This window comes from Nocardia sp. NBC_00565 (assembly GCF_036345915.1).
In the GTDB taxonomy this organism is placed as follows: domain Bacteria; phylum Actinomycetota; class Actinomycetes; order Mycobacteriales; family Mycobacteriaceae; genus Nocardia.
Genome location: NZ_CP107785.1, coordinates 1,357,592 through 1,381,365 on the forward strand (window position 1 = coordinate 1,357,592; position 23,774 = coordinate 1,381,365).

Sequence of the window (23,774 nt, forward strand, 5' to 3'; positions counted from 1 at the left end):
GTGCCCCCACGGAGTAAGCGTGGCATGCGCACCAGGTCCGCGCTGGTAATCGCGGCGCGTGAAGTGTTCGAACGCGACGGCTTCCTCGATGCCAGGATCAGCGATATCTCCAAGGCGGCCGGGGTCGCCTCCGGATCGTTCTACACCTACTTCGACAGCAAGGAAGAGGTCTTCGCCGCGGTCGTCGAGCAGGTGCGCGAGGAAATGTTGCACCCGCACATCCGGGAGCGGGTCGGCATCGACGACCCGCGCGAGTTGATCGCCGCCGCCAATCGTGAGTATCTGCTCTCGTATCGGCGCAATGCGCGGCTGATGGCCGTGCTCGAGCAGGTGTCGAAGATCGACGAGAAGTTCCGGGTGCTGCGCTTCGAGCGCGCCTTGGCATTCGTCGAGCGCAATGCCGAGATGATCCGGAGTCTGCAGGATCGTGGCCTGGTGGACACCGAGTTGGATGCCGAAGTCACGTCGCTGGCATTGTCGAGCATGGTGAGCCGCATGGCGTACTTCGTATTCGTCGAGGGGCGGAAGGTCCCCTTCGAAAAGCTGGTGAAAACGCTGAATCAGTTGTGGTTCAACGCTCTTCAGCTGAAAGAAGCGCACTGAGCGAGCATTTATGTGACCTTGTCCGCATTCGTTCCTGGTCGTCCTAGGCCCCGACGCCGGCGGTGGCCCTGAACTTACCGAGTTCAGCGCGCGCGATGGCGCGTTTGTGTACTTCGTCCGGTCCGTCGGCCAGACGCAATGTGCGCAGGTGCGCGTACATGCACGGTCGGCGTGGCCGAAGACCGGCAGATTGCGCATGACCGTGACGCCGGGTGCGTCGATGGGCACGACCATCATCGACTGCTGCCGATGCTTGGGTGCGTCCGGATCGGTCTTGCCCATGACGATGAGCACCTTGCAGTTCTTGTGTAAAGCGTTGGAGGCGAACCACTTCCGGCCGTTGAGTACGTAGTGGTCGCCGTCGCGTGCCATGCGCAGCTGGATATTGGTGGCATCCGCAAGGTGGGTGGATCAGTTGGGGTTTTGTTGCGCCGGCCGCAGCGCGGGCCACAACCGGGCGGCCGTCGATGCGGCGTCGCGGTGCACGATGCCGCCGAGTCCGAGCAGTTCGGCGGCGGTGATGTTCTGCTCGAGGTCGTCGACCATGATGGTCTGCTCGGGTCCGACACCGAGCCGTTCGCAGCCGATGAGATAAGCCCGGCGGGACGGTTTGCGGATACCGATGTCCGCGGAGATGGTCACCGCGTCGAACATGGCGGGCAGGTCGAAGCCCGCGTAGCAGTCGTCGCCGAGCGAATTCGACAGCAGACCGACGCGATAGCCCGCCGTGCGGACATCCGCGACCAGTCGGATCATCTCAGGGTCGGGATGCAGCCGGGACTGGATGCGATCGATAAGGCCCGCATCGTCGATTTCGATGCCGTGTGCGCGCAACCGCCGAGCGAAGCCGGCCTCGAATTCGCGCTGACCGATGCGCCCCTCTTCGTGATCCACCAGCAGCGCACTGCTTTCCGGATCGCGGGCGAGCAGTCGTAGCGGTAGCCGCGGATCGCCCAGCTCCGCGCCGAACTCGGCGAAGGCGGCGAGCACGGCGGTGGTGAGCACTCCGCCGAAGTCGAACAGCACGGCAGTGCGCGCGCTCATGACAGCGACTTCCGGAAGCGCTGCATGCCCGCGATCCATCGGTCATGATCGGAAACCTTGCGGTGCAAGAATTCTCGGACCTCCTCGTGCGGGAGCACCAGGAAACGTTCGGTCTCGATCGCCTCCAGCACCCGATCGGCCACGTCGAGGGGAGCCGACGCCGCCCCGGCTCCGGTGACGGCGCGGGTGGCCAGATCGCCGTCGGGGTCGGGGACATCCGTGGTCACTATGCGGAAATCAGATGGTGTGGGTTCGCCGGTGGGCCGGGCCACCAGATGTACCTCTCGGCTCTTCACGACCAGAAACCTCCATGTTCATGCGCGTTGACCGGGGCAACCGCGATGGCGCGGAGCCGGCTGCCGGATGGCTCAGAGGTTAGTTGAAAGTGACGTCGGATTCAATTGTTGGAAACGCACCCAACCGCGCTGTTGCCGGGCAACCGGACTGCGGCATACGCCCGGGTCACCGGAGAACACTCCCGTCGCGACCGGGACCAAGGGATGATGATCGGTAGCACCGTCGGCTATCGAATGTCGAGGAACGTATGAATCTGACTATCGCGGTGGACGCAGAGCGTGAGGACGAGCTGCGTTCGCTGGACCGGGAATTGATCGATGTCGAGGAGCTGCGTGGGCTCGTCCGCCGACAGGCGAGGCCCCCGCTTCAGCGGCGCCCCAGTATGGGACGCCACGGCGAACATGGTGGTCGGCATGGTGACGGTGATACAAGAGGGTGGTTAGTGGTCGTGGATATCGGCGATGATGCGTGCCGCCCAGTATGCGGGCGGGTCGTGGCCGAGTAGGTCGGAGAGATGCTGAAGACGTGCTGTCCGTTGGTCGTACGGCAAGGCCAGTGATTGCGCGAGTTTGTCGACGAGGTCTTCGTGCGAGTGCGGATCGGTGAGCAAAGCGGCGGAGCCGAGTTCTTCGGCGGCTCCCGCGTTGGCCGAGAGCACCAGCACCCCGGAGCGGCCGGCGGCGATCTGCGCGGCGACGAATTCCTTGGCGGTCAGATTCATTCCGTCCTGCAGCGAGGTCACCCACAGCACATCGGCGGCGAGATACTCGTCGATCACCTGGGTGAAGGACAATGATTGCGGTAGGTATTCGATGGGTTGCCAGCCCGCCGTACCGTAGGTTCGGTTGACCTCCGAGATCCGTTGCTCGAGTGCGGATTTGGTGGCGTCGTAGACGGTGATACCGGGCTCCGGTGGCGGGCAGACAAGCCGGAACCGCAAGTGGCCGTGCAGATCCGGGCGGCGGGCCAACAGCGTTTCGATCGCCGCGACCTTCTCCAGCGGCGCCTTGACGTAGTCGAGTCGTTCCACCGAGAGCACGAGCGGTCCCGGGAGTTGCCGCACGAAGGGCGCGCGAGATCGGGCCAGCGATGCGACGGCGATGCGATCGATGCCCAATGGATGAACACCGATGCGCGGCAACCGCGCTACCCCCGCTAGCGCATGGCGGAAGCGTTCGGCAAATGTGCGGGTGTGAAACCCGACCCAGTCCAAGCAGGCCAGCGCGGCGCGTATCTCATCGGCAACGGGCAGGGCCGACAGCATGGCGGACGGCGGAAACGGAGTGTGGTGGAACAGCCCCAGTTTCAGGTCCGGGCGCGCGGCCCGGAGCGTGCCCGCGACGAGCCAGAGGTTGTAATCGTGCAGCCAGACGGTGGCGCCGCGGCTGGCCGTCGCATCGATGCGTTCGGCAAAGCGTTCGTTGACGGTGCGGTAGTACGCCCACGCGGTGGGGTCGAACCGCATCCGCTGCGGCTGCGACATCAGCACCGGCCACAGCGCGTCCTTGCAGACCTGCTGAACGTATGCGGTCCATAGGTGCTGGGACAGGGGCACGAACGACAGCGGGATCCCGGAGCGGTGCCCGTCGAAGGGGGCCCGGTCCGCACCGTCGGTGATCGCACCGGTCACCCACACCGCGGGCAGCTTCTCCACAGTGAACAGTCGACTCAACGTCGGCAGAATGCCGTTGGGGCTCAATGGTTTCCGCCAGCCATGCGTGCGACTCCAGCTGATCGGCGGACGGTGATAACCGATCACCAGCGCGCAGGTCTGCACGGCGGCCGTCATCTCGATGTACCCGGGCGTGGCACCTCGGCAAGCCACCGCGCCAACTCCGTCAGGTCGGGTGCGCCCGCCGAACCGAGACCGGTGACTGCCGCAGCCCCGCACGCGACCGCCGTCGATAGACACTCCCCGAGCGGCTGTCCCCGCAACGTGGCATGTACGAATCCGGCGTTGAAACAGTCACCGGCGCCGGTGGTATCAACGGCCGTCACCGCGACCGCGCCGACGTCGACGCGACGACCTCGGCGCACCGCGGTAGCTCCCGCACCGCCCCGCTTGACGATTACCGTGTCAACGACGGCGCTCAACAATTCCAGCGCCTCGTCGAGCGTGCTCGCACCCGTCAGCCGCAGTGCCTCATCCACATTCGGCGCGAATATATCAACCCGGCCGAGGACCTCCCGCAGCGCGGGATCGTCCAGTGTGCCCGCGACATCTTGGCAGTCCATGAAGACCTCGACACCGAGTTCGCAGGCGATATCCAGCCCAGCGGCGGTATCGGCGTCGTATCGCAATATCGGCAACAGCAGCATGCGCGGTCGATTCCGCTCGAGCACGGTTGTCAGCGACGGCGCGGCGAGCCGGTCCCGGAAGCTGACCATGGCCCGGTCGGTCGAATCCGACAGCACCGCAGTGACATTGCGCACCGGCACCGAATGGTGTGCGAACCCGGTTTCGTCAAGGCCCTCGGCCCGCGCCCGCGCCAGCACATGCCGACTGAAGAGGTCCGTACCGAAATCGGTCACCCAGACCACCTCGTGCCCGAGTCGATGCAGGGCCATCGCCAACGTGAACGCCCCACCAGCCACCACATCGAACTCCTCGGCAAATACTTCCGTCCCCGGCCGGACTGGCCGCGCCAGCTCACAAAAGATGAGGTCCACATACCACGGCCCGACAACGAGCACCGGTCCATCACCAACAACATCCACCCGCCGACCCCTACCTGTTTCCGTAACGATCGACCCGACCGAATGCCGAACAACGAGGACACGCGGTGCCCACAAGCTCAGCCGAGGCGATATCCCATCTCAGCGAACGCCCTTCATCAACAGGCACTTCCGAGCCTCGAAGACATAGCGCACCGACCGACGATCACCGCCATGCCGCAGCGCAACCCTTAGAGGCCTTCCGGCACAGTATATTTCGCTAAACGCCACGCACGGGCCACGATGGCCCAACCTCGCCGAACAACATCTCGCTGGTGTCAGGTGCCGATACGCTATAGAACGTCGATTCGCCTCAGCCGACGTCGGCGTTCGTTGATCACGGACGTATTGTGGCGACGTTGCCGCCGGCGAGTTGCAACCGGCGGCCCGAGTCGATTGGCCTCTATTCCCGGGACTCGTCGATTTCGAGTACCCCGGACGGGCAAGCGTCCACGGCCTCCCGCACTGCTGAGTGACTGCGCTCCGGTCTTGGGTCGAGCAACCGCACCCTGCCGTCGTCCTCGTCCTGATCGAAGACCTCCGGCGCGATAAGGGCGCACATGCCCGCGCCGATACAGCGCTCCCGATCCGCAGAGATTCGCACCTCGTTATCTCCTTCGTGACCAACGGATAGATCGAATATGTAGAAGCCCCGAAGGCGCGTTCCCACACAGGTGACGCGCTCGGCCGACAGTTCTACCGGGCCGTTTCCATCCAGGTGACCGGCAGTTCGTGGACGCCGTAGATATTCATGTCGGTCCTGAGTCTCACCTCGCCTGCGGGGATGGCGAGCTCGAGGGTCGGGAAGCGACGCAGCAGTCCCTGGAAACCGGCGCGCATCTCGATGCGGGCCAGTTGCTGGCCGAGACATGTGTGGATGCCGTGGCCGAAGGCCAGGCGACCGCGGCCCTCGCGGCGGATGTCCAAGTTGTCGGGGTTGTCGAAGCGCTGGGGGTCGTGGTTGGCGGCCAGCAGTGAGACAACGACGGTCGATCCCTTGCCGATCAACTCACCGCCGAGTTCGATGTCCTCCGTGGCGTAGCGATAGAAGATATCGGCAACGGACAGGTAGCGCAGGAGTTCCTCGACGGCATCGGGCAGCAGATCCGGGTCGGCACGCAGTTCGGCGAGCTGCTCGGGGTGCTCCAGGAGCGCGAAGGTACCCAGTGCCAGCATGTTGGCGGTGGTCTCGTGGCCCGCGAGCAGCAGCAGGAAGGCCATGCCGGTCAGCTCCTCGATGGTGAGGTCGTCATGGCGGGCCAGGTCGGACAGTATGTCGTCGCCGGGTTCGGCGCGTTTGCGCGTGACCAGATCGGCGAGGTACATGGTCATTGCGCCGTACGCGGCCATCTTCTCCTCGAGCGGCTGGTCCTTGACCAGGAACTTGGCGGAGTTGACCTGGAAGGTCTCCCGGTCCGCGTAGGGGACACCCAGCATTTCGCAGATCACCAGCGAGGGCAGCGGCAGCGCGAACTCCTTGACCAGGTCGACCGGCGGGGTCAGGCGCGCCATCTCGTCCAGTTGCCGCTCGGCGATGTCGATGATGTGCTCTTCGAGCTGCTTCATGCGTTTGACGGTGAAGGTGCCGCTGAGCATGCGCCGCAGCCGAGTGTGGTCCGGCGGGTCCATGGCGATGAACAAGCCCGGCACCTGCGGGGACGGTTCGGTAACGGCGGGCATGTCGGGGATCTCCTCCAGCACGTGGAGAACGCCGATGTCCTGGCGGGAGCTGAACCGGGTGTCGGCCATGAGCTGGCGGACCGCGTCGTAGCCGGTGACGAGCCAGCCCTCGTGACCGTCGGGGAAGACCATGGGACTGACCGGACGAGCCGCGCGCAGCCGGGTGATCTCGCGGGGCGGGTCGAAGGGGCCCGCATTGCGCTCCACGGGGAGACCGTGCGGGATGGGGACCGTTTGACTCATCGGGTTTCCTTTCGAGGCGGTTGTTGTGACCACGGTCGCTGGCGGACCTGTCATGCGACTGACACGGCTCTGACACCGACCGTGCCGCCGCCTGAACCGTCCAGGGATACGGCGAAGCTCGACGGCGCCCCCAACTTTCTGCGCCGCGTCAGCACTCGGATTCCTGCCAATCGCCCATGGCAAGATCAGCCAGGTGCAGATCGGGATACTTGGACCATTCGAAATTCGCACGGACGACGGCGTTTTCGCCGACGTGCCGGGCGCGCGGCTGCGCGGGCTGTTGATCGCCCTCGCACTCGAACCAGGTCACGCGGTCCCGAAGGCGGCGCTCATCGATTGGATCTGGGGTGAGCGCCCACCCTCCGACGCGGCGAATGCCTTGCACCGCTTGGTTTCCCGGTTGCGCAAGGCGCTGCCGGAAGGGTTGATCGAGGGGCAGACGGACGGCTACCGGTTGCGGGTGGAACCCGATGCCGTCGACGCCGTGCGGTTCGAACGCCTCGTCGCCCAGGCCCGCGATGACGAGGATCCACCGGGGGTAGGGCGGCTGCGCGAGGCCCTCGCATTGTGGCGCGGTGCGGCCATGCAGGACGTCGGTCTGCAGGATAGTGCGGCGTTCGACGCGGCGGTCACCCGGCTCGAGGGGCTACGCCTGACTGCCATGGAGGATCGGTTCGATGCGGAGATCAGCCTCGGCCACGGTGTGGAGCTGGTCACGGAACTAACCGACTTGGTGGCCGCGCATCCGGTGCGAGAACGGCTTGTCGCCGCGCTGATGCGGGCCCTCGTCGCGACCGGCCGCGACACCGAGGCGCTGCTCGTGTACGAGCGCACGAGAGAAACCCTGGCCGACGAGCTGGGCGTCGACCCCGCACCGGAGCTGTCGGCATTGCACGTCGCGCTGCTGCGGGGCGAGTTGGGACGGCGGGAGGAGAACCGGAAGACCAACTTGCGTGCCGAGCTGGCCAGCTACGTCGGCAAGGACGCTGATGTCGCCGCGGTCCGCGAACTCATCGCCGAACATCGGCTCACCACCCTGATCGGGCCGGGCGGCTCGGGGAAGACCAGACTTTCCACGGAAACCGCGCGTACGCTGCTCGGCGACCTGCCGGACGGAGTCTGGGTGGTCGAACTCGCGGCCATCGGCGCCGACGGTGACAAGGGGGGCGGGCCTACGGGGGGTGGGCCCGAAGGGCAGGGCGGAGGGAAAAGCGCAGAGCAGGGGGGCGGTAACAACATCGCGCAAGCGACGCTCGCCGCGCTCAAACTGCGGGATGCGCTGCTCGGCGAGGCGCCGGACGCGGAGCCGACGGATCGGGTCATTGCCGCGGTCCGCGAGCGGTCGATGTTGCTGATTCTGGACAACTGCGAGCACGTGATCGAGTCCGCGGCGACATTCGCCCATCGAGTGCTCGGCGAGTGCCGGCAGCTGCGGATCCTCGCGACGAGCAGGGAACCCCTGGGCATCACCGGTGAGGCACTATGGCCGGTCTTGCCGCTGGTTCTACCCGCGGAAGACGCCGACCCCGGCGAGATCGCGTCCGCTCCGGCCATCCGGCTGCTGCAGGACCGAGCCGGCGCGGTGCGCAATGACCTCGTGTCCGACGCCCACACATTGGCGACTTTGGCGCGCGTCTGCCGGGCACTGGACGGGATGCCACTGGCAATCGAACTCGCCGCGGCCAGGTTGCGCACCATGTCCCTCGATCAGCTCGCCCACCGGCTCGACGACCGGTTCCGCCTACTGACCGGCGGTAGCCGTGCCGCGCTGCCCCGGCACCGGACACTGCGCGCGGTGGTCGACTGGAGCTGGGAGCTGCTCACCGACGCCGAACGGGTGGTCCTGCGCAGGCTCTCGGTGTTCGCGGGCGGGGCGAGCCTGGAAGCAGCCGAGCGGGTCTGCGCGGGCACGGGAGGCGGACCCGAAGAGCAGGGGGGCGGGAAGAGCACCGGGCAGGGTGACGAGAAGAACGCGGCGGTCGAGGCGGAGGAGGTGCTCGAGTTGCTGACCGCGCTGACCGAGAAATCGCTGGTGCTCACCGTGGGCGACCGGGCGCCGCGCTACCGGATGCTCGGCACGATCAAGGAGTACGCCGAGCAGCGGCTCGCGGAGGCGGGGGAATCGGATCTGACGCGCCGTGCGCATCTCTCGTATTTCACCGAACTCGCCGAAATCGCGGAGCCGCATCTTCGCCTCGCCGAGCAACTGGAATGGCTTGCCACGCTCGAGGGCGAGCACGACAACATCGCCGCCGCGATGCGCGGCGCGATCGTGGCAGGCGAGGCAGATGGGGCGATGCGGCTCGCCGGTGCCGCAGGCTGGTACTGGTGGCTCGGCGGGCACAAGACGGAGGGCAACGAGCTGATGATGGCGGCCGTTACCCTGCCCGGTGCAGTGGCCGACGAGATCCGGGCCGTGGTGTACGCGCTTGTCGTACAGTTCGTGTCCTCCGGGCCGCAGGCTGACGAGTACTTCGCGGCGGAGTGGATCCACAAGGCTTACGAAATCAGCCAGCGTGTTCAGAGCCGTCACCCGGCGCCGAGGTTCCTCGCCGCACTGGAACGTATGTTGCAAGCGCCGGACGCGTTCCTGCCCGCATGGGAAGCACTGCTGGTCGACGAGAGCCCCTGGGTACGCGCCCTGGCCCGGCTGCAGCTCGGCAAGATGCGGATCCAGCTCGGCCACGGCGGCCGTGATGCGGACACATATCTCGAGACGGCGCTCACCGAGTTTCGCGCGATCGGCGACCGGTGGGGGATTTCGTTCGCCCTGACCGAGCTGGCGAATCGTATCGCCATGCGCGGCGAGTTCGCCGGTGCGTGCGAGCACTACGAACAGGCGATCGCGGTCGTCCTGGAAGTCGGTGCCATCGAGGATGTCGTGTCGATGCGGTCGCGGCAGGCCCAGTTGTACTGGCTGCTGGGCGATGAGGAGTCGAGCGCGGCTGCCATGGCCGAGGCGCAGCGGTTCGCGGAACGAGTCGCCTGGCCGAATGCGCTGGCCGAACTGGCGCTGACGAAGGCGGAGCTCGCGCGCTGGAGCGGCGACGCCGAGCAGGCACACCGGCAACTCGACGTCACGACAACCATGCTGGGCGACGACGCCGAGCGGGCAATCGTCCGCGCGGTGATACAAGACCTGCTCGCCTACCTTGCCGAGGATCTCGACGAGGCCCGTGCACACCGCATCGCGGCCTTCCAGGCGGCGTCGGAGGCGGGGCATGCACCGCTGATCGCGCGGGTGCTCGTCGGTATCGCGGATCTGGCGCTGCGTGACCATCAGTACGAGCAGGCCGTGCGGCTGCTCGCGGCGAGCGCTGGCGTGCGCGGTCTGGCGGATCGTTCTCAACCGGATGTGGCCCGGATCGAGCAGGCCACGCGCAGTCGCCTCGGTGACACGAGGTTCACCGAGGCGACGGAGGAGGGGGCGCAGGCGAGCTTGCGCGAGTTGGTCGCGGTCACGCTCGCTTCATGAAAGTGGAACGCGCCCACAGGTACCCGACGACAGCGATCCCGACGCACCAGGCGATGGCGGCGATCGCGTCGCCGGTTTCCGGTGCGCCGTTGAGGAACCCGCGGATGGTTTCGATGATCGGCGTGAAGGGCTGGTATTCTGCGAACTGCCGCAGGCCCGGTCCCATCTTCTCCGCCGGTACGATCGCGCTGCTGAAGAACGGCAGCATGACCAGCGGCACGGACGCCAGACCCGCCGTTTCCGGAGACTTCGCCGCCAACCCCAAGGCGACCGTGAGCCAGCCGGCCGCGAAACCGAGCAGCACGACGATGCCGGCCACGCCGAGCCAGTCGAGGAAACGCGCGGACGGGCTGAATCCCAGCAGGAAGGCCACTCCGATGAGGGCCGCAATGGCGACGATGTTGGTCAGCACACTGGCGACGACGTGACCGGTCAGCACCGCACCACGGGAGACGTCCATGACCTTGAACCGGTTGATGATGCCCTTCGTCATATCGGAGTTCACCGAGGTCGCGGTGGCCCCCAGCCCGTAGCAGACGGCCAACAGGGTCAGTCCCGGCGTGGCGTAGTCGATGTAGTCGACACCGACGTTGAAGGCGTCTCCGAACATGTACACGAACATCAACATGATGATGATCGGCATCAGGACCGCGTTGAACACCGAGGTCGGGTTCCGGGCGATGTGTTTGAAGTTGCGGCGCAACATGACAATCGAGGGGGATTTGGTGCTCATTATGCGATTACCTCCGTGGTGTTGCCCGTCAGGGTGAGGAAAACGTCGTCGAGGTCGGGTGTGTGCACGGAGAACTCTTCGGCGCTGAGTGAGTACTCGTCGAGCCTGTCCAGCAGAGCCCGCAGCGATGTCGTCCCGCCATCGCTGGGCACCCGCAGGGTCAGTGCCTCCTCGTCCCGCGTGGCGTCGGGGAACAGACGCTCGGCCGCGTCGAGTAGGGCGACGTTGGTGAACCGGAGCCGGACGTGCGTCCCGGGGATCTGGCGCTTGAGGTCGTCGGGAGTGCCCTGGGCGACCAGGCGGCCCTGGTCGAGCACCGCGATCCAGTCGGCGAGCTGATCGGCTTCCTCGAGGTACTGGGTGGTGAGGAAGATGGTCACGCCCTCGGCCACCAGGTCACGGATGATCGACCACATCGTGCGACGGCTGCGCGGGTCCAATCCCGTCGTCGGCTCGTCCAGGAAGATGATCTTCGGGTTGCCGACGAGCGTCATCGCCAGGTCGAGCTTGCGGCGCATACCGCCGGAGTAGGTCGACGCGGGCTTGCGCGCAGCCTCCACCAGATCGAAGCGTTCCAGCAGCTCTGTGACGATCCGCTTGCCGTCTTTGGCGGAGACCCCGTTGAGGTCCACCATCAGCTGCAGGTTCTCCTGCCCCGTCAGCAACTCGTCCACCGCCGCGAACTGACCGGTGACCCCGATCGCCGCGCGCACCGCCTTGGCCTCGGTCGCGACGTCATGGTCGGCAACGCGTACCGACCCGCCGTCGGCCTTCATCAACGTGCTCAGCACGTTCACCGTCGTCGTCTTACCCGCCCCATTCGGGCCGAGCAGGGAAAAGACCGTGCCCGCACGAACATCTAGATCGATGCCGTCGAGCACAACCTTGTCCCCGTATGTCTTCCGCAGCCCGGAAACCGCAATCGCTGAATTTCGCATGTGACCACCATCGGCATCCGGCCTGACACCCACCTGTCACGCCCCTGTCACGACCACTGACACGGTGTTCTACCTCGTCGCGCCAGGACCTGCGCGGCCTACTGACGACTGCGTGATCGGCCGGAGCCCGCCGGCGCAAAGCCACCGCCGATGTGGGCTGATTGCTGGGCACCGGCGAACTCGACGAGGTCCGGTGTCAGCGCCCCGCACGCGCAACGGGTGGTGCGAGGTCGGCGGCGAGGTCGGCGAACTCCTCGATCAGCGGGCTGTGCCGGTCGGCGCCCCAGGCCAGGCTCACTTGGTTGGGTGCGATATCGGGCACCTTGAGGTAGGCGATGTCGGGACGTGTGTAGAAGGCCATGACCGACAGTGGCACGAAGATGATGCCGCGGCCCGCGGCGACGTGTTCCAGCTTCTCCTCGACGCTGTGGAAGACGGGCACGTCCGGTCGCCCGATCCGAAGCTCGGTGGCGACGTCGCGCCATTCGGACACCAGCTCGGGGTCCTGCAACAGATGTTCGTCGGCGAGGTCGGCGACGTCAATGGTTTGTTTGCCGGCAAGCCGGTGCTCGGCGGAGACCACCACGACGCGCGGTTCGGTGCACAGCGGTCGCACGGACAGGCCCTGCGCGTCGATCGGGAGACGGACGAAGCTGACGTCCACCCGGCCGTCATGGATCGCGGTGGTCTGGTCGTCCCAGGTGGTGCGGACCAGTTCGAGGGTGAGTTCGGGATGACGGTTGGCCATGGCCTGCACCGGGGCGGTCACGATGAGACCGGGCATGAAGCCGACAGTGAGGGTGTCGGCTCCGCGGGCCGCGCGTAGCACCCTGCGGCGCAATGCCTGTGCGCCGGCCAGCAACGGGCCGGCGTCGGCCAGCAACTGTTCTCCAGCGGGGGTGAGAACAGTCGAGCGCCGATCCCGGACGAAAAGCTGCACGCCCAGTTCGTCTTCCAGCGCCCGGATCTGCCGGGACAGCACCGGCTGGGCGATGTACAGCTGTTCGGCCGCGCGGCCGAAGTGCAGCTGTTCGGCCACCGCCAGGAAATAGCGCAGCTTCCGGAGATCAACGTCGGCCATAATGCCTTCAGGGTATTACAGCGATGAAGATAGGTCTTGGACCCGGCTGATCGCCGAGGCCAAGGTAGAGGGACCAGTTTCGAACGGAAAGGATCAGCCCATGTCCCTCGCAGGTCAACACGTCGTCGTGCTCGGCGGCACCTCCGGTATCGGGTTCGCGGTCGCCTCCGCTGTAACCGATCGGGGTGCGAAAGTCACCGTCGTCTCCAGCCGCCGCGCCAATGTCGACCGCGCGCTGGCCGCATTGCCTAGTGGTAGCACCGGCCTGGTCGCCGACCTCACAGACGGCGAGGGGGTAGGTGATCTGTTCGGTGAGCTCGGCGCGCTCGATCACCTGGTGTATACCGCTGGTGCGGAGTTGCTGTTGTCCCCGCTGGCCGATCTCGACGTGGCCGCAGCCCGAAAGTTCTTCGAACTCCGCTACTTCAGTGTCCTGACCGCGGTTCAGGCCGCGGCGTCCAGGCTGCGACCGGACGGTTCGATCACCCTGACAACCGGCACGGCGGGTCCGCGCCCGGTCCCCGGTTCGATAGTGGCGTCCAGCCTCTGCGGCGCGATCGAAGCGCTGACCCGAGCCCTCGCAGTCGAACTCGCTCCCATTCGGGTGAACGCCGTCCAGCCCGGTGTGGTCCGGTCGCCGCTGTGGACCTTCCCCGACGATATCCGCGACCAGTTCTATCGCGACACCGCCGCGAACACCCCGCTGCGCCGCATCGGCGAGGTCGACGACATCGCCCAGGCATACCTGTTCTTCCTGACCCAGCCGCACGCCACCGGAACCGTGCTCACCCTGGACGGCGGCGCAATGCTCAGTTGAGCTACTGAGGCTTCTCTGAACTCAATTCTCATGGGACAGAGGCCCTTCCGGAGACAGACCCTCGACTTCGCCGAGCCGGCCCTCACGTTTCGCCTCGATGATGCGGGCTTCGAAGTTGTCGCGGATCTCTTCGAGCCTGGCGCGTCGCGCAGGGTCCGGCCGCGGAGATCGTGTAGCAGAGCTCAAAGAGCTGCTGTTGTCGTTCGTTGCGCCCACCCGGGAGGAGGACGGTGCTCTCCAGTATCACTTCCACGAGGATGTCGACGATCCGTCCACCTTCGTCTTCTACGAGGTGTGGCGATCGAAGGAGGACCTCGACCGACACCTCGAGCTCCCGCATATGCGCGATTTCTGGGAACGTCGGATGGACTACCTCGAGCAGGATCTCGAAATCCGATTCTTGTCCATGCAGAGTGCGTATCCGCGGTTGATCACCGCATAACGGCAGCAGAGGTCGGCCTGGGATCCCGGTCATCAACTGGAAACGTCATGGTCATCGATCCTGGTGAACACACCTCATGCTTCGGGGCGGTTATCGATCAGCCTGCGAGCTTTACCGAGCGAACGCTCGAGCGCGGCCGGCGCCACGACGTCGACGGTAACGGTGACTCCGATGCGGTTCTTGATCAGCTTCTGCAGGGTGCCCGACGCGGCCGAATGCTGGTCGCTGAGAACTCCGGGTCGTGCCTCGACCATGACGGTGAGGGTGTCCATGCGGCCGGCGCGTTCGAGCACACACTGGAATTGCGGAGCCAGCGCGGGGACCGCCAGTATCAGTTCTTCGATGTGGGTGGGGAAGAGATTGACGCCGCGCAGGATGATCATGTCGTCGGTGCGTCCGGTGACCTTCTGCATCCGACGCATCGTGCGGGCCGTTCCGGGGAGCAGGCGTGTCAGGTCACGGGTGCGGTAGCGGACGATCGGCATCGCTTCCTTCGACAACGAGGTGAACACCAATTCCCCCTCCGCGCCGTCCGGGAGAACTTCGCCGGTCACCGGATCGATGACCTCTGGATAGAAATGGTCTTCCCAGATGTGCAGGCCGTCCTTGGTTTCGACGCATTCCATCGCGACGCCCGGACCCATCACCTCGGAGAGGCCGTAGATGTCGACGGCGTTCATATCGAGTGTCTGCTCGATTTCGGTGCGCATCTCCTCGGTCCACGGCTCGGCCCCGAACACACCGGTGCGCAGCGATGTGCCGGCGGGGTCGATGCCCTTCGTGATCATCGCGTCGACGATTGTGAGCATGTAGGACGGAGTGACGAGGATGGCATCCGGTTCGAAGTCCGTGATGAGCTGGATCTGGCGATCGGTCATGCCACCGGACATCGGAATGACGGTGCAGCCCAATCGTTCCGCGCCGTAGTGCGCGCCGAGTCCGCCGGTGAACAGGCCGTAGCCGTAGGCGACGTGCACCTTGTCGGTCGGCTTGACGCCGCCTGCGCGGAGGCTGCGCGCGACGAGGTCGGCCCAGTTGCTGATGTCGTTAGCGGTGTAGCCCACCACGGTCGGCCAACCGGTGGTGCCGGATGACGCGTGGATGCGGGCAACCTGACTCTGCGGTACCGCGAACATCCCGAACGGGTAGTTCTCGCGCAGTTCTTTCTTGGTCGTGAACGGGAACTTCGCCAGATCACGGAGATCCTTCAGATCACTCGGATGGACTCCGGCGTCGTCGAACGCCCTCCGATAGTGCGGCACGTTTTCGTATGCGTGCGCGAGCGACCACCGCAGTCGTTCGAGCTGAAGCGTCGAAATACGGTCGCGCGTAGCGAATTCGATATCCGAATCGGGGGTATTGGTGGGGGTGGGCAGGACGCCGGTCATCGCGGAGCTCCAGGTTCAGGCGTCGAAATCGACGGTCAGGGTGTCGCTGAGGGGGAAGGTCTGGCAGGTGAGCACGAAGCCGGCGGCGACTTCGGACTCTTCGAGTGCGTAATTTCGGCGCAGGTCGACGTCGCCGCGGGTTACCTTGGCGCGGCAGGTGCCGCAGACGCCGCCTTTGCACGCGAACGGAAGATCCGACCGCAATTGCGCACCCGAATCGAGTACCGACTCGTCCCGGGGGAGCGTCCCGGTCACTGATCGGCCGTCGAGAACGATGGTGACCTCGCTGCTGGGGCCGGTGACGCCCGGCTCGCGATGCTTCTCCAGGGGCGGTGGGACATCGTCGACGTAGAACAGTTCGTGGTGGATCTTGCTCTTGTCGACGCCGAGCGCGGCGAGCACCTCCTGCGCGTCGGTGACCATGCCGTATGGGCCGCACAGCCAGAAGTCGTCGATGTCGTCGGTAGGCACGACAGTGCCGAGGATCTCGCGCAGGCGCTGCGCGTCCAGTCTGCCGCTGAACAGCTCCACTTCACGCGGTTCACGAGACAGTACGTGGATGACGTCGAGGCGCGCACCGAACTGGTCCTTGAGGTCTGCGATCTCCTCGGCGAACATCACTGACCGAGTACGCCTGTTGCCATACAGCAGAATCACTTCCGCGTCGGGATTGGCGAGCATGGAGCCAGCGATCGATAGCATCGGGGTTATGCCGGACCCGGCCGCGATCAGGACGTGCCTGCCGCCCTTGGACGGGTCGGCGGCGAACGTTCCGGTCGGGCCTTGAACGTCGATCTCGTCGCCCGCCTTGACTTGATGGACCAGCCAGGACGAGAACAGGCCGTTGGTCACCTCGCGGACGCCGACCCGTGGCGGCGAACCTACCGGCGCGCAGATCGAATAGGAACGACGATGCTCGACGCCGCAGACCGTGCGGCGCAGCATCAGCGACTGGCCCGGCCGGAAGTCGAACTCGTCGGCCAGATGGTCGGGAATATCGAAGCGGACGGCGACGGCGTCGTCGCAGAGTGATTCGACGTCGGCGACGGTCAGCGTGTGGAACGCTTTGTTTCGTGAGGTAGTGGTCACTGGTGCTGCCGTAACGGTCATGATCAGATTTCCTTCACGTGATCGAACGGTTCCAGGCAGTCCGAGCAGCGGTACTGGGCTTTGCACAGCGTGGCGCCGAACTCGGATGTCAGGACGGTGTTCGACGATCCGCACTGGGGGCAGTCGATGACGCGTGGCTTGGCCGTCAGTGTCAGCGGAACCGGTCCTGCGGTGCGTTTCGGCGCCGGGCCGGGCACCGAATACCCTGCCTCGCTGAGCTTTCGGCGGCCCTCGGCAGAGATCCAGTCGGAACTCCATGCCGGCGTCAGGCGCGTGCTGATCTCCACACGGTCGTAACCGTGCTCGAGGAGCTTGTGCTCGATGTCGTCGCGCATCGTGGCCATCGCGGGGCAACCCGAGTACGTCGGGGTGATGGTGACGAGCACACTTCCATCCACGGACACCGTGACCTCGCGCAGCACACCGAGATCATCGAGTGTCAGCGGCGGCATCTCCGGGTCCATGACCGATGCCGCGATATCGCGGGCGCCGAATTCCATCGTGATCACCAGAGTCCCTCCGGATGAGCGCGAGCGACGCTTTGCATCTCGGCCAGCAGCGGGCCCATCGCCTCGGTGTGGATGCCGTGCCGGCCAGCCCGTCCGCCGATGGTGCCGACGCTGCGGCCGGTCGGAGCCGCCAGTTCGGCGGCGTGCAGAACTTGTGCGAGCACTGCGTCGAACTCCGCGCGCACGTCGCGGGGATCGACGCCGACCGCGACTTTCGACAGCGTGATCTCTGCGTCGGTGGGGATGAACAGCTCGTCGACGTACGGCCACACCCGTTCCAGTGCGTCGCTGGCGCGGCGCATGGATTCATCTGTGCCGCAGCCCAAGGCGACCGTCCACCGTGCCGTGTAGTCGCGGTGATAGGTCAGTTCTTTCACGCCCTTCTGTGCGACGGCGGCGAGTACCGGGTCGCGGGAAGTACGGAGCCGGTCGAAGATCGCGAGACGCCACGTCGAGAAGATCAACAATCGGACCATCGACCTGGCGAAGTCGCCGTTGTCGAGCTCGCACAAGCGTGCGTTGCGGAATTCGCCCTCGGGTCGGAAGAAAGCCAGCGCATCTTCGGCGGGCGCGGGGGAGGTGTCGGAAATGAACGGCACCACCGAACTGTCGGCAGCGGCAGCGCGGGCAAGCAGCAACCGGGCCTGCCCCAGCAGATCGAGGCCGATATTCGCCAGCGCGACCTCTTCTTCGAGTTCCGGTGCGCGCGTGGACCATTGGGCGAGACGCTGTGCGCTGACGAGCGCGTCGTCACCCAGCATGAGGCAGTACGCCGCGAGCGCAGGCAGGTCGACGTCGTCCGGGACCGTGGTGTCGACGCCGGCGAGCGGGTCGTCGAAACTGGTTCCGAAGGCCCACTGGCCATGGGAATCCTCATCGACCAGGCCGTCGTAGGCGTTATCGTGATCGGTCATCTGTGCACGGCCTCACATGTGTGGAACGTTGTCGGGGATCTCGTAGAACGTGGGGTGCCGATACACCTTGTCGCCGCTGGGGGCGAAGAACGGATCCTTCTCCGCCGGGCTCGAGGCGCTGATCGAGTTGGAAGGGACCACCCAGATGCTGACGCCTTCGTTGCGCCGGGTGTAGACATCACGCGCGTGGCGCAAGGCCATCTCGTCATCAGCGGCGTGCAACGATCCGACATGTACGTGGTTCAGCCCGCGTTTGCCGCGCAGAAAGACCTCATAGAGCGGCCAATCTGCTTTCACCGCAGAGATTTTGGGCTCCGTCACGATGCTGCCTCCTGCTCGCGCGCGGCGAATGCCGTCGCTGCTTCGCGCACCCATGCGCCGCCCTCGTGAGCTGCACGGCGGTTGGCGATGCGCTCGACATTGCAGGCGCCGTCGCCTTTGACGACGGCCATGAACTCGCTCCAGTCGGGCTCGCCGAAATCGTGTGCCTTCCGGTCTTCGTTCCACGTCAGATCCGGGTCCGGGAACGTCACGCCCAACGCCTCGGCCTGCGGAATGGACATGTCGACGAATCGTTGGCGCAGTTCGTCGTTCGTGTGCCGCTTGATGCCCCACTTCATGGACTGCTCGGTGTTCGGCGACTCGTCATCGGGCGGGCCGAACATCATCAGCGCGGGCCACCACCATCTGTTCACCGATTCCTGCACCATCGCGCGCTGCTCGTCGGTGCCGCGCATCATCGTCATCAGCAGTTCGTAGCCTTGGCGCTGATGGAACGACTCCTCCTTGCACACGCGGATCATCGCGCGGGCATAGGGGCCGAAAGAGCTGCGGCACAAGGGAACCTGATTGCAGATCGCGGCACCGTCGACCAGCCAGCCGATGGTCCCGACATCCGCGTAGGTGAGCGTCGGGTAGCTGAAGATCGAGGAGTACTTCTGTTTGCCCTCGATGAGCTTGACCGTCAGGTCACCGCGGTCGGCGCCGAGGGTTTCGGCTGCGGAGTAGAGGTAGAGCCCGTGACCTGCCTCGTCCTGGACCTTGGCCATCAGAATCGCCTTGCGACGCAGTGACGGTGCACGGGTGAGCCAATTCCCCTCGGGCTGCATCCCGATGATCTCGGAGTGTGCGTGCTGCGCGATCTGACGGATCAGCGTCCTGCGATAGCCGTCCGGCATCCAGTCTCGGGGTTCGATGCGCTGCTCGTGGACGATCGTATCGTCGAACAACGTCTGCAGCGCATCGATGTCGGAAGCGTGTGACCTGGGCATATACTCTACTTTCATTACCGAATGTTCGGTTGGTAATTAGTATGCGGCCCAGCGGTGCGGAACACAAGCTCGGGTAGCAATGTCCAAGCCCCGCCAGCGCGCTCGTTCGTGCCCTAGGCGCCGGTGAAAACGGGCCTCTTCTTGGCTAGAAAAGCCTGTACCGCAGCCTTGTGATCGGCCGTGCAGCCGAGGTATTTCTGCGCGGCGAGTTCCCGGTCCAGGGCGTCGGACAGTCCCGATGCCGAGGCGGCGACGAGGGATTTGACCTGGCGGTAGGCCTCGGTGGGCCCTTCCGCGAGCTGCTGCGCGATTTCCGAGGCCGTCGTCAGCACCGCATCGTCTGCGACCACACGATGGACCAGCCCCCAGTCGAGGGCTTGTGCGGCAGTCACGCGGTCCCCCAGCAGCATCAGCCCGGCGGCGCGACTGCTTCCGAGAGCTTCGACGAGCGCGTAGCTCAGGCCGGAGTCGCTGGCCAGCGCAATACCGGTGAACGCTGTCGCGAATGTTGTCCGCGTTCCGGCGATACGGATGTCGGCGGCCAGCGCGATACCGAGGCCGGCCCCGACACACGCACCGGGAATCGCGACGACAACAGGTACTTCGAGCGATTTCAGCGCGCGGATGAGCGGGTTGTAATGCTCGCCGACAGTATCCATCGCGGTAGCCGGATCGGTATCGAGCGCGGCGACGTGCTCGGCCAGATCCTGGCCGACGCAGAAGTTCTTACCCTCGGCGGTGACGAGCACTGCTCGCACGTCGGGGTGTTTCGCGGCCGCAGTCACCGCGTCGAGCAAAGCGAGTTTCGTTGCGACATCGAGTGCGTTATGCGCCGACGGCCTGGCGAGGGTGATCGTGGCCAGTCCGAGTGCCGTCATCAGCCGTACTGTCATCTGCTTGCCTCTTCCCAGTTGTAGAAACCCTGGCCCGATTTGCGGCCGAATTCTCCGCGAGCGACCTTGTCTCGCAGCAACTCCGGGGGAGTAAATCGATCGCCCAGCGTCGATGCGAGGTGTTCGGCGATCGCGAGCCGGACATCGAGACCGACGAGATCGGTCGACCGCAGCGGCCCCATCGGATGGCGGTAACCGAGTTCCATGGCCCGGTCGATCGATTCGGCGTCGGCCACACCTTCCTCGAGCATTCTGATCGCTTCGAGCCCGAGACAGACGCCGAGGCGGCTGGTGGCGAAGCCAGGAGAATCGTTGACCAGTACCTCGCGCTTACCGAGCAAGGACACCCAGCCGCGGACTTTGTCGACGACTGCGGCGGCGGTGTTGGGCACGCGCACGATCTCGACGAGCGACGACGCTGGTACCGGATTGAAGAAATGCATTCCGATGAACCGGCTCGGATCGTTCAGCGCCGCACCCAACTCCGCGATCGAGATCGAACTGGTGTTGCTGGCGATCACGGTCGAGGCATCGACTGTCTTTTCCACCGACGACAGTACGTCGACCTTCAGACTCGGAATTTCCGGAACCGCTTCGACGACGAGATCGAGATCGGCAGGCAACTCGGCAGGGGCACCGACCGTCCGCACACGGGCGAGCACATCGGCGGGTTCTTCGGTCCCGAGCTGGCCGCGTTCGTGAGCTCTCGTCAGGCCGGTCCGGACACGATCCCGGGCAGCGGCTTGATCGCCGGCCTCCGCGATGACGACGGTCGAGCCGAGTGCCGCGAACACCTGCGCGATGCCGGCGCCCATCCGCCCTCCGCCGACTACGCCAACATGCTTCGGGATCTCTGTCATCGTTTCTCCAGGAAGGCAGTCATGCGCTGGTATTTGTCTTCGGTCTCGAACAGCACCGCTTGCGCGATGTCGTCGGCCCATGGGTGTGAGCCGGGGGCGTTGACGATCGTCTTCGTCAACCGCAGCGCGAGTGGTGACTGGCGGGCCATGCGATCGAGAAGCTTGTGTGCCGCCGCGAGATGGTCCTCGGTTATCTCCAGAATCAAGCCGGTCTGCAGCGCGGTCCCGGCGTCGAGGTTGCGTCCGCCCAACAGGACCTGCTTGGCGACCGATATTCCGATCAGCGACGGCAGTCGGTAGCTTGCTCCGGCCGCGGCCATGATTCCGAGTCCGGGTTCGGGATTTCCGAATACTGCTGTCGGAGTGGCGATTCTGATGTCGCACGCGTAGGCGAGTTCCGCGCCACCACCGAGCGCGTAGCCGTTGACCGCGGCCACGGTGGGCAGCGGTAGTTTCGCGATGCGGTCGAACAGATTTCGGTTGATGCCGGCGAGTGCGTCGTCGCGAGTGCGCGCGCGCAGCTGGTTGATGTCGGCACCGCCGGCGAAGTGGTCGCCGCGCCCGGTGAGCAACAACGGCTTGGGATTTCGCTCGATGGTCGCGCAGATGTCGTGCAGCTCGGAGATCATCTGCGCATCGATGGCATTGCGCTGAGCCGGCCGGTCGAGCGTGACGATGAACCGGTCCGGCAATTCTGCGACGGCGACGCTGCTCACGGTGCCTCGATCAGCATCGAGACACCCTGACCGACGCCCACGCACAGGGTCGCGAGACCGCGCCGCGCTTTCTCGCGCTCCATCCGTCCCAGCAGCGTCAACAGAATTCGTGCACCCGACGCACCGAGCGGGTGGCCGAGCGCGATGGCGCCGCCGTCGGCGTTGACGAGACCCTGGTCGAGCTTCAGTTGCCTGATCACGCCGAGCGACTGTGCGGCGAATGCTTCGTTCAGTTCGACGGCGCCCAGATCGTCGATCGACCACCCCGCTCGTGCGAGTGCCTTCCGGGTTGCCGGTACGGGCCCGAGTCCCATCACGTTCGGTGCTACGCCCGCGCTGGTACTGGTGACGATGCGCCCGCGCACCTCGAGGTCGTACCTGCGCACCGCCGCTTCACCAGCGACGATCAGTGCCGCGGCGCCGTCGGAGAACGGTGACGATGTCCCGGCGGTGACGATGCCGTTCTTGTCGAATACGGTGCGCAGTCGGGCGAGCTTCTCCAGTGTGGTTCCGCGGCGCGGTGTTTCGTCCTCGGTGACCTCGCCGCCCTCGACCGGGACGGGCACGATCTCGTCGCGGAAGCGCCCGCTGTCGACGGCTGCCACGGCGCGTTCCTGGCTGCGCAGCGCGAAAGCGTCGCTCTCGGCGCGGGTAATGCCTTCGCTGCGGGCAACTTCCTCGGCGGTCTCGCCCATGGAGAGCGTGATTTTGCGGACCTCGGGGCCGGAGCCTGCGGGGATCGCGGCGTCGTGTGCGGTGAAGGTGGGATTGGTGAACCGCCACCCGAGCGAGGTGTCGAAGATTTCGCCCGGCTTCGCCCACGGGGTCCCAGGCTTTGCTATCACCCACGGTGCTCGGGTCATGGACTCGACACCGCCGGCGATGATGATGTCCGCCTCGCCGCCGCGAATCGTATTGGCCGCAGTGGCTACGGCGGTCAACCCGCTGGCGCACAACCGATTCACGGTGTACCCGGGCACGGAGTCGGGGAGACCGGCGAGTAGGACGGCCATCCTGGCCACATCGCGATTGTCCTCACCTGCCTGATTCGCGGCGCCGAGGACCACCTCGTCGATGGCATCGAGTGGGACACCGGACCGACGAGCGGCCTCGCCGACAACGATGCCCGCGAGGTCGTCGGGCCGGACTCCTGCCAACGCACCGCCATAACGCCCTTGCGGGGTGCGTGCGCCGGATACCAAGAAAACTTCGCCCACGGGTGTACTCCTCAGCCGGTGTGTACTTCATTAATAACCGAACATTCGGTTGGTTGGCAAGAGGGTGTCGGCCCATTGCGGCGCAAAATTGCTTCGACTGGGAGGATGTGGAGCATGACGAACGCACGCGTGACACGCAGGACCGGACTGCCCGGCCGACCGGGATACGATCTGGATTCACTCCTGGCCGTCGCGGTGAAGGTATTCAACGACAAGGGGTACGACGGCACCAGCATGGATACGCTGGCGCGTGGTCTGGGCATCACCAAGTCGTCGATATATCACCACGTGTCCGGCAAGTCGGAGTTGCTCGAACTGGCGCTCGCCCGGGCTCTCAACGCGCTGTTCGCGGTCACGACGGAGGAGCGGGCGGTCACCGGCCTTTATATCGACAGGCTCGAGTACCTGGTCCGCCGTAGCGTCGAGATCCTGTGCGCCGAATTGCCCTACGTCACACTGCTGCTGCGGGTGCGCGGGAACACCCCGGTGGAACGCCGCGCGCTGGCCAGGCGACGCGAGTTCGACGATTTCGTCAGCGGTCTGGTTGTCGCGGCCGCGGCGGAGGGCGATCTGCGGCCGGGCATCGATCCCGCGCTCACGTCCAGGCTCGTCTTCGGCACGGTGAACTCGCTCATCGAGTGGTACCGACCGCGCACCGGCGGCTCTTCGGCGGATTTGGCCGATGCCGTCGTCGCCCTCGTATTCGACGGTCTTCGCCGCACCTGACCTACACCCCCGCGGGCTTGTTCCGGGTCGGCTCTCGATGTCATCTGCTTGACAACGCTCGATGTCTGAGGGGATTGTAATTACCGACCGAACGTACGGTGC

The 23,774-nt window shown here is 65.6% G+C and carries 24 protein-coding genes and 1 pseudogene; 5 read left to right on the plus strand and 20 right to left on the minus strand.

Annotation, left to right across the window (positions count from 1 at the left end; translation table 11 throughout):
* Positions 1-24 precede the first annotated feature (24 nt).
* Positions 25-603, plus strand: coding sequence for a TetR/AcrR family transcriptional regulator (locus OG874_RS06530; RefSeq protein ID WP_330254211.1), 579 nt, complete (start codon positions 25-27; stop codon positions 601-603).
* Between the two features lie 162 nt (positions 604-765).
* Here OG874_RS06530 and OG874_RS06535 read toward each other — a convergent pair.
* From OG874_RS06535 to OG874_RS06565, 7 genes and pseudogenes are all read right to left on the minus strand, one after another.
* Positions 766-1,002 (minus strand): annotated as a pseudogene (locus OG874_RS06535) (acyl-CoA dehydrogenase family protein); the annotation flags it as partial.
* Positions 1,003-1,014: 12 nt separating this feature from the next.
* Complete coding sequence (locus OG874_RS06540) at positions 1,015-1,647, minus strand: HAD family hydrolase (protein WP_330254212.1); 633 nt, start codon at positions 1,645-1,647, stop codon at positions 1,015-1,017.
* On the minus strand, positions 1,644-1,943 hold the full coding sequence (locus OG874_RS06545) for a hypothetical protein (protein WP_330254213.1): 300 nt from the start codon (positions 1,941-1,943) through the stop codon (positions 1,644-1,646). Before OG874_RS06545 ends, OG874_RS06540 begins: the two co-directional genes overlap by 4 nt.
* A 440-nt stretch (positions 1,944-2,383) precedes the next feature.
* On the minus strand, positions 2,384-3,769 hold the full coding sequence (locus OG874_RS06550; RefSeq protein ID WP_330254214.1) for an alpha,alpha-trehalose-phosphate synthase (UDP-forming): 1,386 nt from the start codon (positions 3,767-3,769) through the stop codon (positions 2,384-2,386).
* Complete coding sequence (locus OG874_RS06555) at positions 3,730-4,662, minus strand: carbohydrate kinase family protein (RefSeq protein ID WP_330254215.1); 933 nt, start codon at positions 4,660-4,662, stop codon at positions 3,730-3,732. The genes OG874_RS06550 and OG874_RS06555 overlap by 40 nt, the downstream gene beginning before the upstream one ends.
* A gap of 400 nt (positions 4,663-5,062) precedes the next feature.
* Positions 5,063-5,263, minus strand: a complete 201-nt coding sequence (locus OG874_RS06560; protein WP_330254216.1) for a ferredoxin — start codon at positions 5,261-5,263, stop codon at positions 5,063-5,065.
* Between the two features lie 92 nt (positions 5,264-5,355).
* Complete coding sequence (locus OG874_RS06565) at positions 5,356-6,582, minus strand: cytochrome P450 (protein WP_330254217.1); 1,227 nt, start codon at positions 6,580-6,582, stop codon at positions 5,356-5,358.
* Between the two features lie 193 nt (positions 6,583-6,775).
* On the opposite strand from OG874_RS06565, the gene OG874_RS06570 reads away from it, so the two are divergent.
* Entirely contained in the window at positions 6,776-10,057 is a 3,282-nt protein-coding gene (locus tag OG874_RS06570; protein WP_330254218.1) for a BTAD domain-containing putative transcriptional regulator, read from the plus strand.
* Here the strand turns inward: OG874_RS06570 and OG874_RS06575 are convergent.
* The 3 genes from OG874_RS06575 to OG874_RS06585 form a co-directional block, all read right to left on the minus strand.
* Complete coding sequence (locus OG874_RS06575) at positions 10,041-10,790, minus strand: ABC transporter permease (RefSeq protein WP_330254219.1); 750 nt, start codon at positions 10,788-10,790, stop codon at positions 10,041-10,043. The genes OG874_RS06570 and OG874_RS06575 overlap by 17 nt on opposite strands.
* Positions 10,790-11,728: an ATP-binding cassette domain-containing protein gene (locus OG874_RS06580; protein WP_330254220.1), complete on the minus strand. Its 939-nt coding sequence runs from the start codon at positions 11,726-11,728 to the stop codon at positions 10,790-10,792. The genes OG874_RS06575 and OG874_RS06580 overlap by 1 nt, the downstream gene beginning before the upstream one ends.
* A gap of 196 nt (positions 11,729-11,924) precedes the next feature.
* A complete protein-coding gene (locus tag OG874_RS06585; protein ID WP_330254221.1) occupies positions 11,925-12,809 on the minus strand; it encodes a LysR family transcriptional regulator in 885 nt (294 codons plus the stop codon).
* A 100-nt stretch (positions 12,810-12,909) separates the two neighbouring features.
* Between OG874_RS06585 and OG874_RS06590 the strand changes: the two genes are divergently transcribed.
* On the plus strand, positions 12,910-13,626 hold the full coding sequence (locus tag OG874_RS06590) for an SDR family oxidoreductase (protein ID WP_330254222.1): 717 nt from the start codon (positions 12,910-12,912) through the stop codon (positions 13,624-13,626).
* A 196-nt stretch (positions 13,627-13,822) separates the two neighbouring features.
* A complete protein-coding gene (locus OG874_RS06595; protein ID WP_442943302.1) occupies positions 13,823-14,068 on the plus strand; it encodes a putative quinol monooxygenase in 246 nt (81 codons plus the stop codon).
* A 74-nt stretch (positions 14,069-14,142) separates the two neighbouring features.
* Here OG874_RS06595 and paaK read toward each other — a convergent pair whose 3' ends face one another.
* From paaK to OG874_RS06645, 10 genes are all read right to left on the minus strand, one after another.
* A complete protein-coding gene (gene paaK / locus OG874_RS06600) occupies positions 14,143-15,456 on the minus strand; it encodes a phenylacetate--CoA ligase PaaK (protein WP_330254223.1) in 1,314 nt (437 codons plus the stop codon).
* A 15-nt stretch (positions 15,457-15,471) separates the two neighbouring features.
* Complete coding sequence (gene paaE, locus OG874_RS06605; protein WP_330254224.1) at positions 15,472-16,566, minus strand: 1,2-phenylacetyl-CoA epoxidase subunit PaaE; 1,095 nt, start codon at positions 16,564-16,566, stop codon at positions 15,472-15,474.
* Positions 16,567-16,568: 2 nt separating this feature from the next.
* Positions 16,569-17,078, minus strand: a complete 510-nt coding sequence (gene paaD / locus OG874_RS06610) for a 1,2-phenylacetyl-CoA epoxidase subunit PaaD (protein WP_442943379.1) — start codon at positions 17,076-17,078, stop codon at positions 16,569-16,571.
* Complete coding sequence (gene paaC, locus OG874_RS06615) at positions 17,072-17,989, minus strand: 1,2-phenylacetyl-CoA epoxidase subunit PaaC (protein ID WP_330254225.1); 918 nt, start codon at positions 17,987-17,989, stop codon at positions 17,072-17,074. Before paaC ends, paaD begins: the two co-directional genes overlap by 7 nt.
* A 12-nt stretch (positions 17,990-18,001) precedes the next feature.
* Positions 18,002-18,295 (minus strand): 1,2-phenylacetyl-CoA epoxidase subunit PaaB, encoded by a 294-nt coding sequence (gene paaB, locus OG874_RS06620; protein WP_330257206.1) that lies wholly within the window; start codon positions 18,293-18,295, stop codon positions 18,002-18,004.
* An 11-nt stretch (positions 18,296-18,306) separates the two neighbouring features.
* On the minus strand, positions 18,307-19,260 hold the full coding sequence (gene paaA / locus OG874_RS06625; RefSeq protein ID WP_330257207.1) for a 1,2-phenylacetyl-CoA epoxidase subunit PaaA: 954 nt from the start codon (positions 19,258-19,260) through the stop codon (positions 18,307-18,309).
* Positions 19,261-19,373: 113 nt separating this feature from the next.
* A complete protein-coding gene (locus tag OG874_RS06630) occupies positions 19,374-20,153 on the minus strand; it encodes an enoyl-CoA hydratase/isomerase family protein (RefSeq protein WP_330254226.1) in 780 nt (259 codons plus the stop codon).
* Entirely contained in the window at positions 20,150-21,013 is an 864-nt protein-coding gene (locus tag OG874_RS06635) for a 3-hydroxyacyl-CoA dehydrogenase family protein (protein ID WP_330254227.1), read from the minus strand. Before OG874_RS06635 ends, OG874_RS06630 begins: the two co-directional genes overlap by 4 nt.
* On the minus strand, positions 21,010-21,729 hold the full coding sequence (locus tag OG874_RS06640; protein WP_330254228.1) for an enoyl-CoA hydratase/isomerase family protein: 720 nt from the start codon (positions 21,727-21,729) through the stop codon (positions 21,010-21,012). Before OG874_RS06640 ends, OG874_RS06635 begins: the two co-directional genes overlap by 4 nt.
* The gene (locus tag OG874_RS06645; RefSeq protein WP_330254229.1) at positions 21,726-22,946 is read right to left on the minus strand and encodes a thiolase family protein; all 1,221 of its coding nucleotides are present in this window, start codon (positions 22,944-22,946) and stop codon (positions 21,726-21,728) included. Before OG874_RS06645 ends, OG874_RS06640 begins: the two co-directional genes overlap by 4 nt.
* A gap of 114 nt (positions 22,947-23,060) precedes the next feature.
* On the opposite strand from OG874_RS06645, the gene OG874_RS06650 reads away from it, so the two are divergent.
* Complete coding sequence (locus OG874_RS06650; RefSeq protein ID WP_330254230.1) at positions 23,061-23,672, plus strand: TetR/AcrR family transcriptional regulator; 612 nt, start codon at positions 23,061-23,063, stop codon at positions 23,670-23,672.
* The last annotated feature ends 102 nt before the right edge of the window (positions 23,673-23,774 follow it).

Coding starts and splice junctions, on each gene's coding strand:
- OG874_RS06540 (WP_330254212.1), bottom strand. CDS start 1,647: ATGAGCGCGCGCACTGCCGTGCTGTTCGACTTCGGCGGAGTGCTCACC.
- paaC (WP_330254225.1), bottom strand. CDS start 17,989: ATGACCGATCACGATAACGCCTACGACGGCCTGGTCGATGAGGATTCC.
- OG874_RS06590 (WP_330254222.1), top strand. CDS start 12,910: ATGTCCCTCGCAGGTCAACACGTCGTCGTGCTCGGCGGCACCTCCGGT.
- OG874_RS06565 (WP_330254217.1), bottom strand. CDS start 6,582: ATGAGTCAAACGGTCCCCATCCCGCACGGTCTCCCCGTGGAGCGCAAT.
- OG874_RS06575 (WP_330254219.1), bottom strand. CDS start 10,790: ATGAGCACCAAATCCCCCTCGATTGTCATGTTGCGCCGCAACTTCAAA.
- OG874_RS06650 (WP_330254230.1), top strand. CDS start 23,061: ATGACGAACGCACGCGTGACACGCAGGACCGGACTGCCCGGCCGACCG.
- OG874_RS06580 (WP_330254220.1), bottom strand. CDS start 11,728: ATGCGAAATTCAGCGATTGCGGTTTCCGGGCTGCGGAAGACATACGGG.
- OG874_RS06635 (WP_330254227.1), bottom strand. CDS start 21,013: ATGACAGAGATCCCGAAGCATGTTGGCGTAGTCGGCGGAGGGCGGATG.
- OG874_RS06530 (WP_330254211.1), top strand. CDS start 25: ATGCGCACCAGGTCCGCGCTGGTAATCGCGGCGCGTGAAGTGTTCGAA.
- paaA (WP_330257207.1), bottom strand. CDS start 19,260: ATGCCCAGGTCACACGCTTCCGACATCGATGCGCTGCAGACGTTGTTC.
- paaK (WP_330254223.1), bottom strand. CDS start 15,456: ATGACCGGCGTCCTGCCCACCCCCACCAATACCCCCGATTCGGATATC.
- OG874_RS06630 (WP_330254226.1), bottom strand. CDS start 20,153: ATGACAGTACGGCTGATGACGGCACTCGGACTGGCCACGATCACCCTC.
- paaE (WP_330254224.1), bottom strand. CDS start 16,566: ATGACCGTTACGGCAGCACCAGTGACCACTACCTCACGAAACAAAGCG.
- OG874_RS06585 (WP_330254221.1), bottom strand. CDS start 12,809: ATGGCCGACGTTGATCTCCGGAAGCTGCGCTATTTCCTGGCGGTGGCC.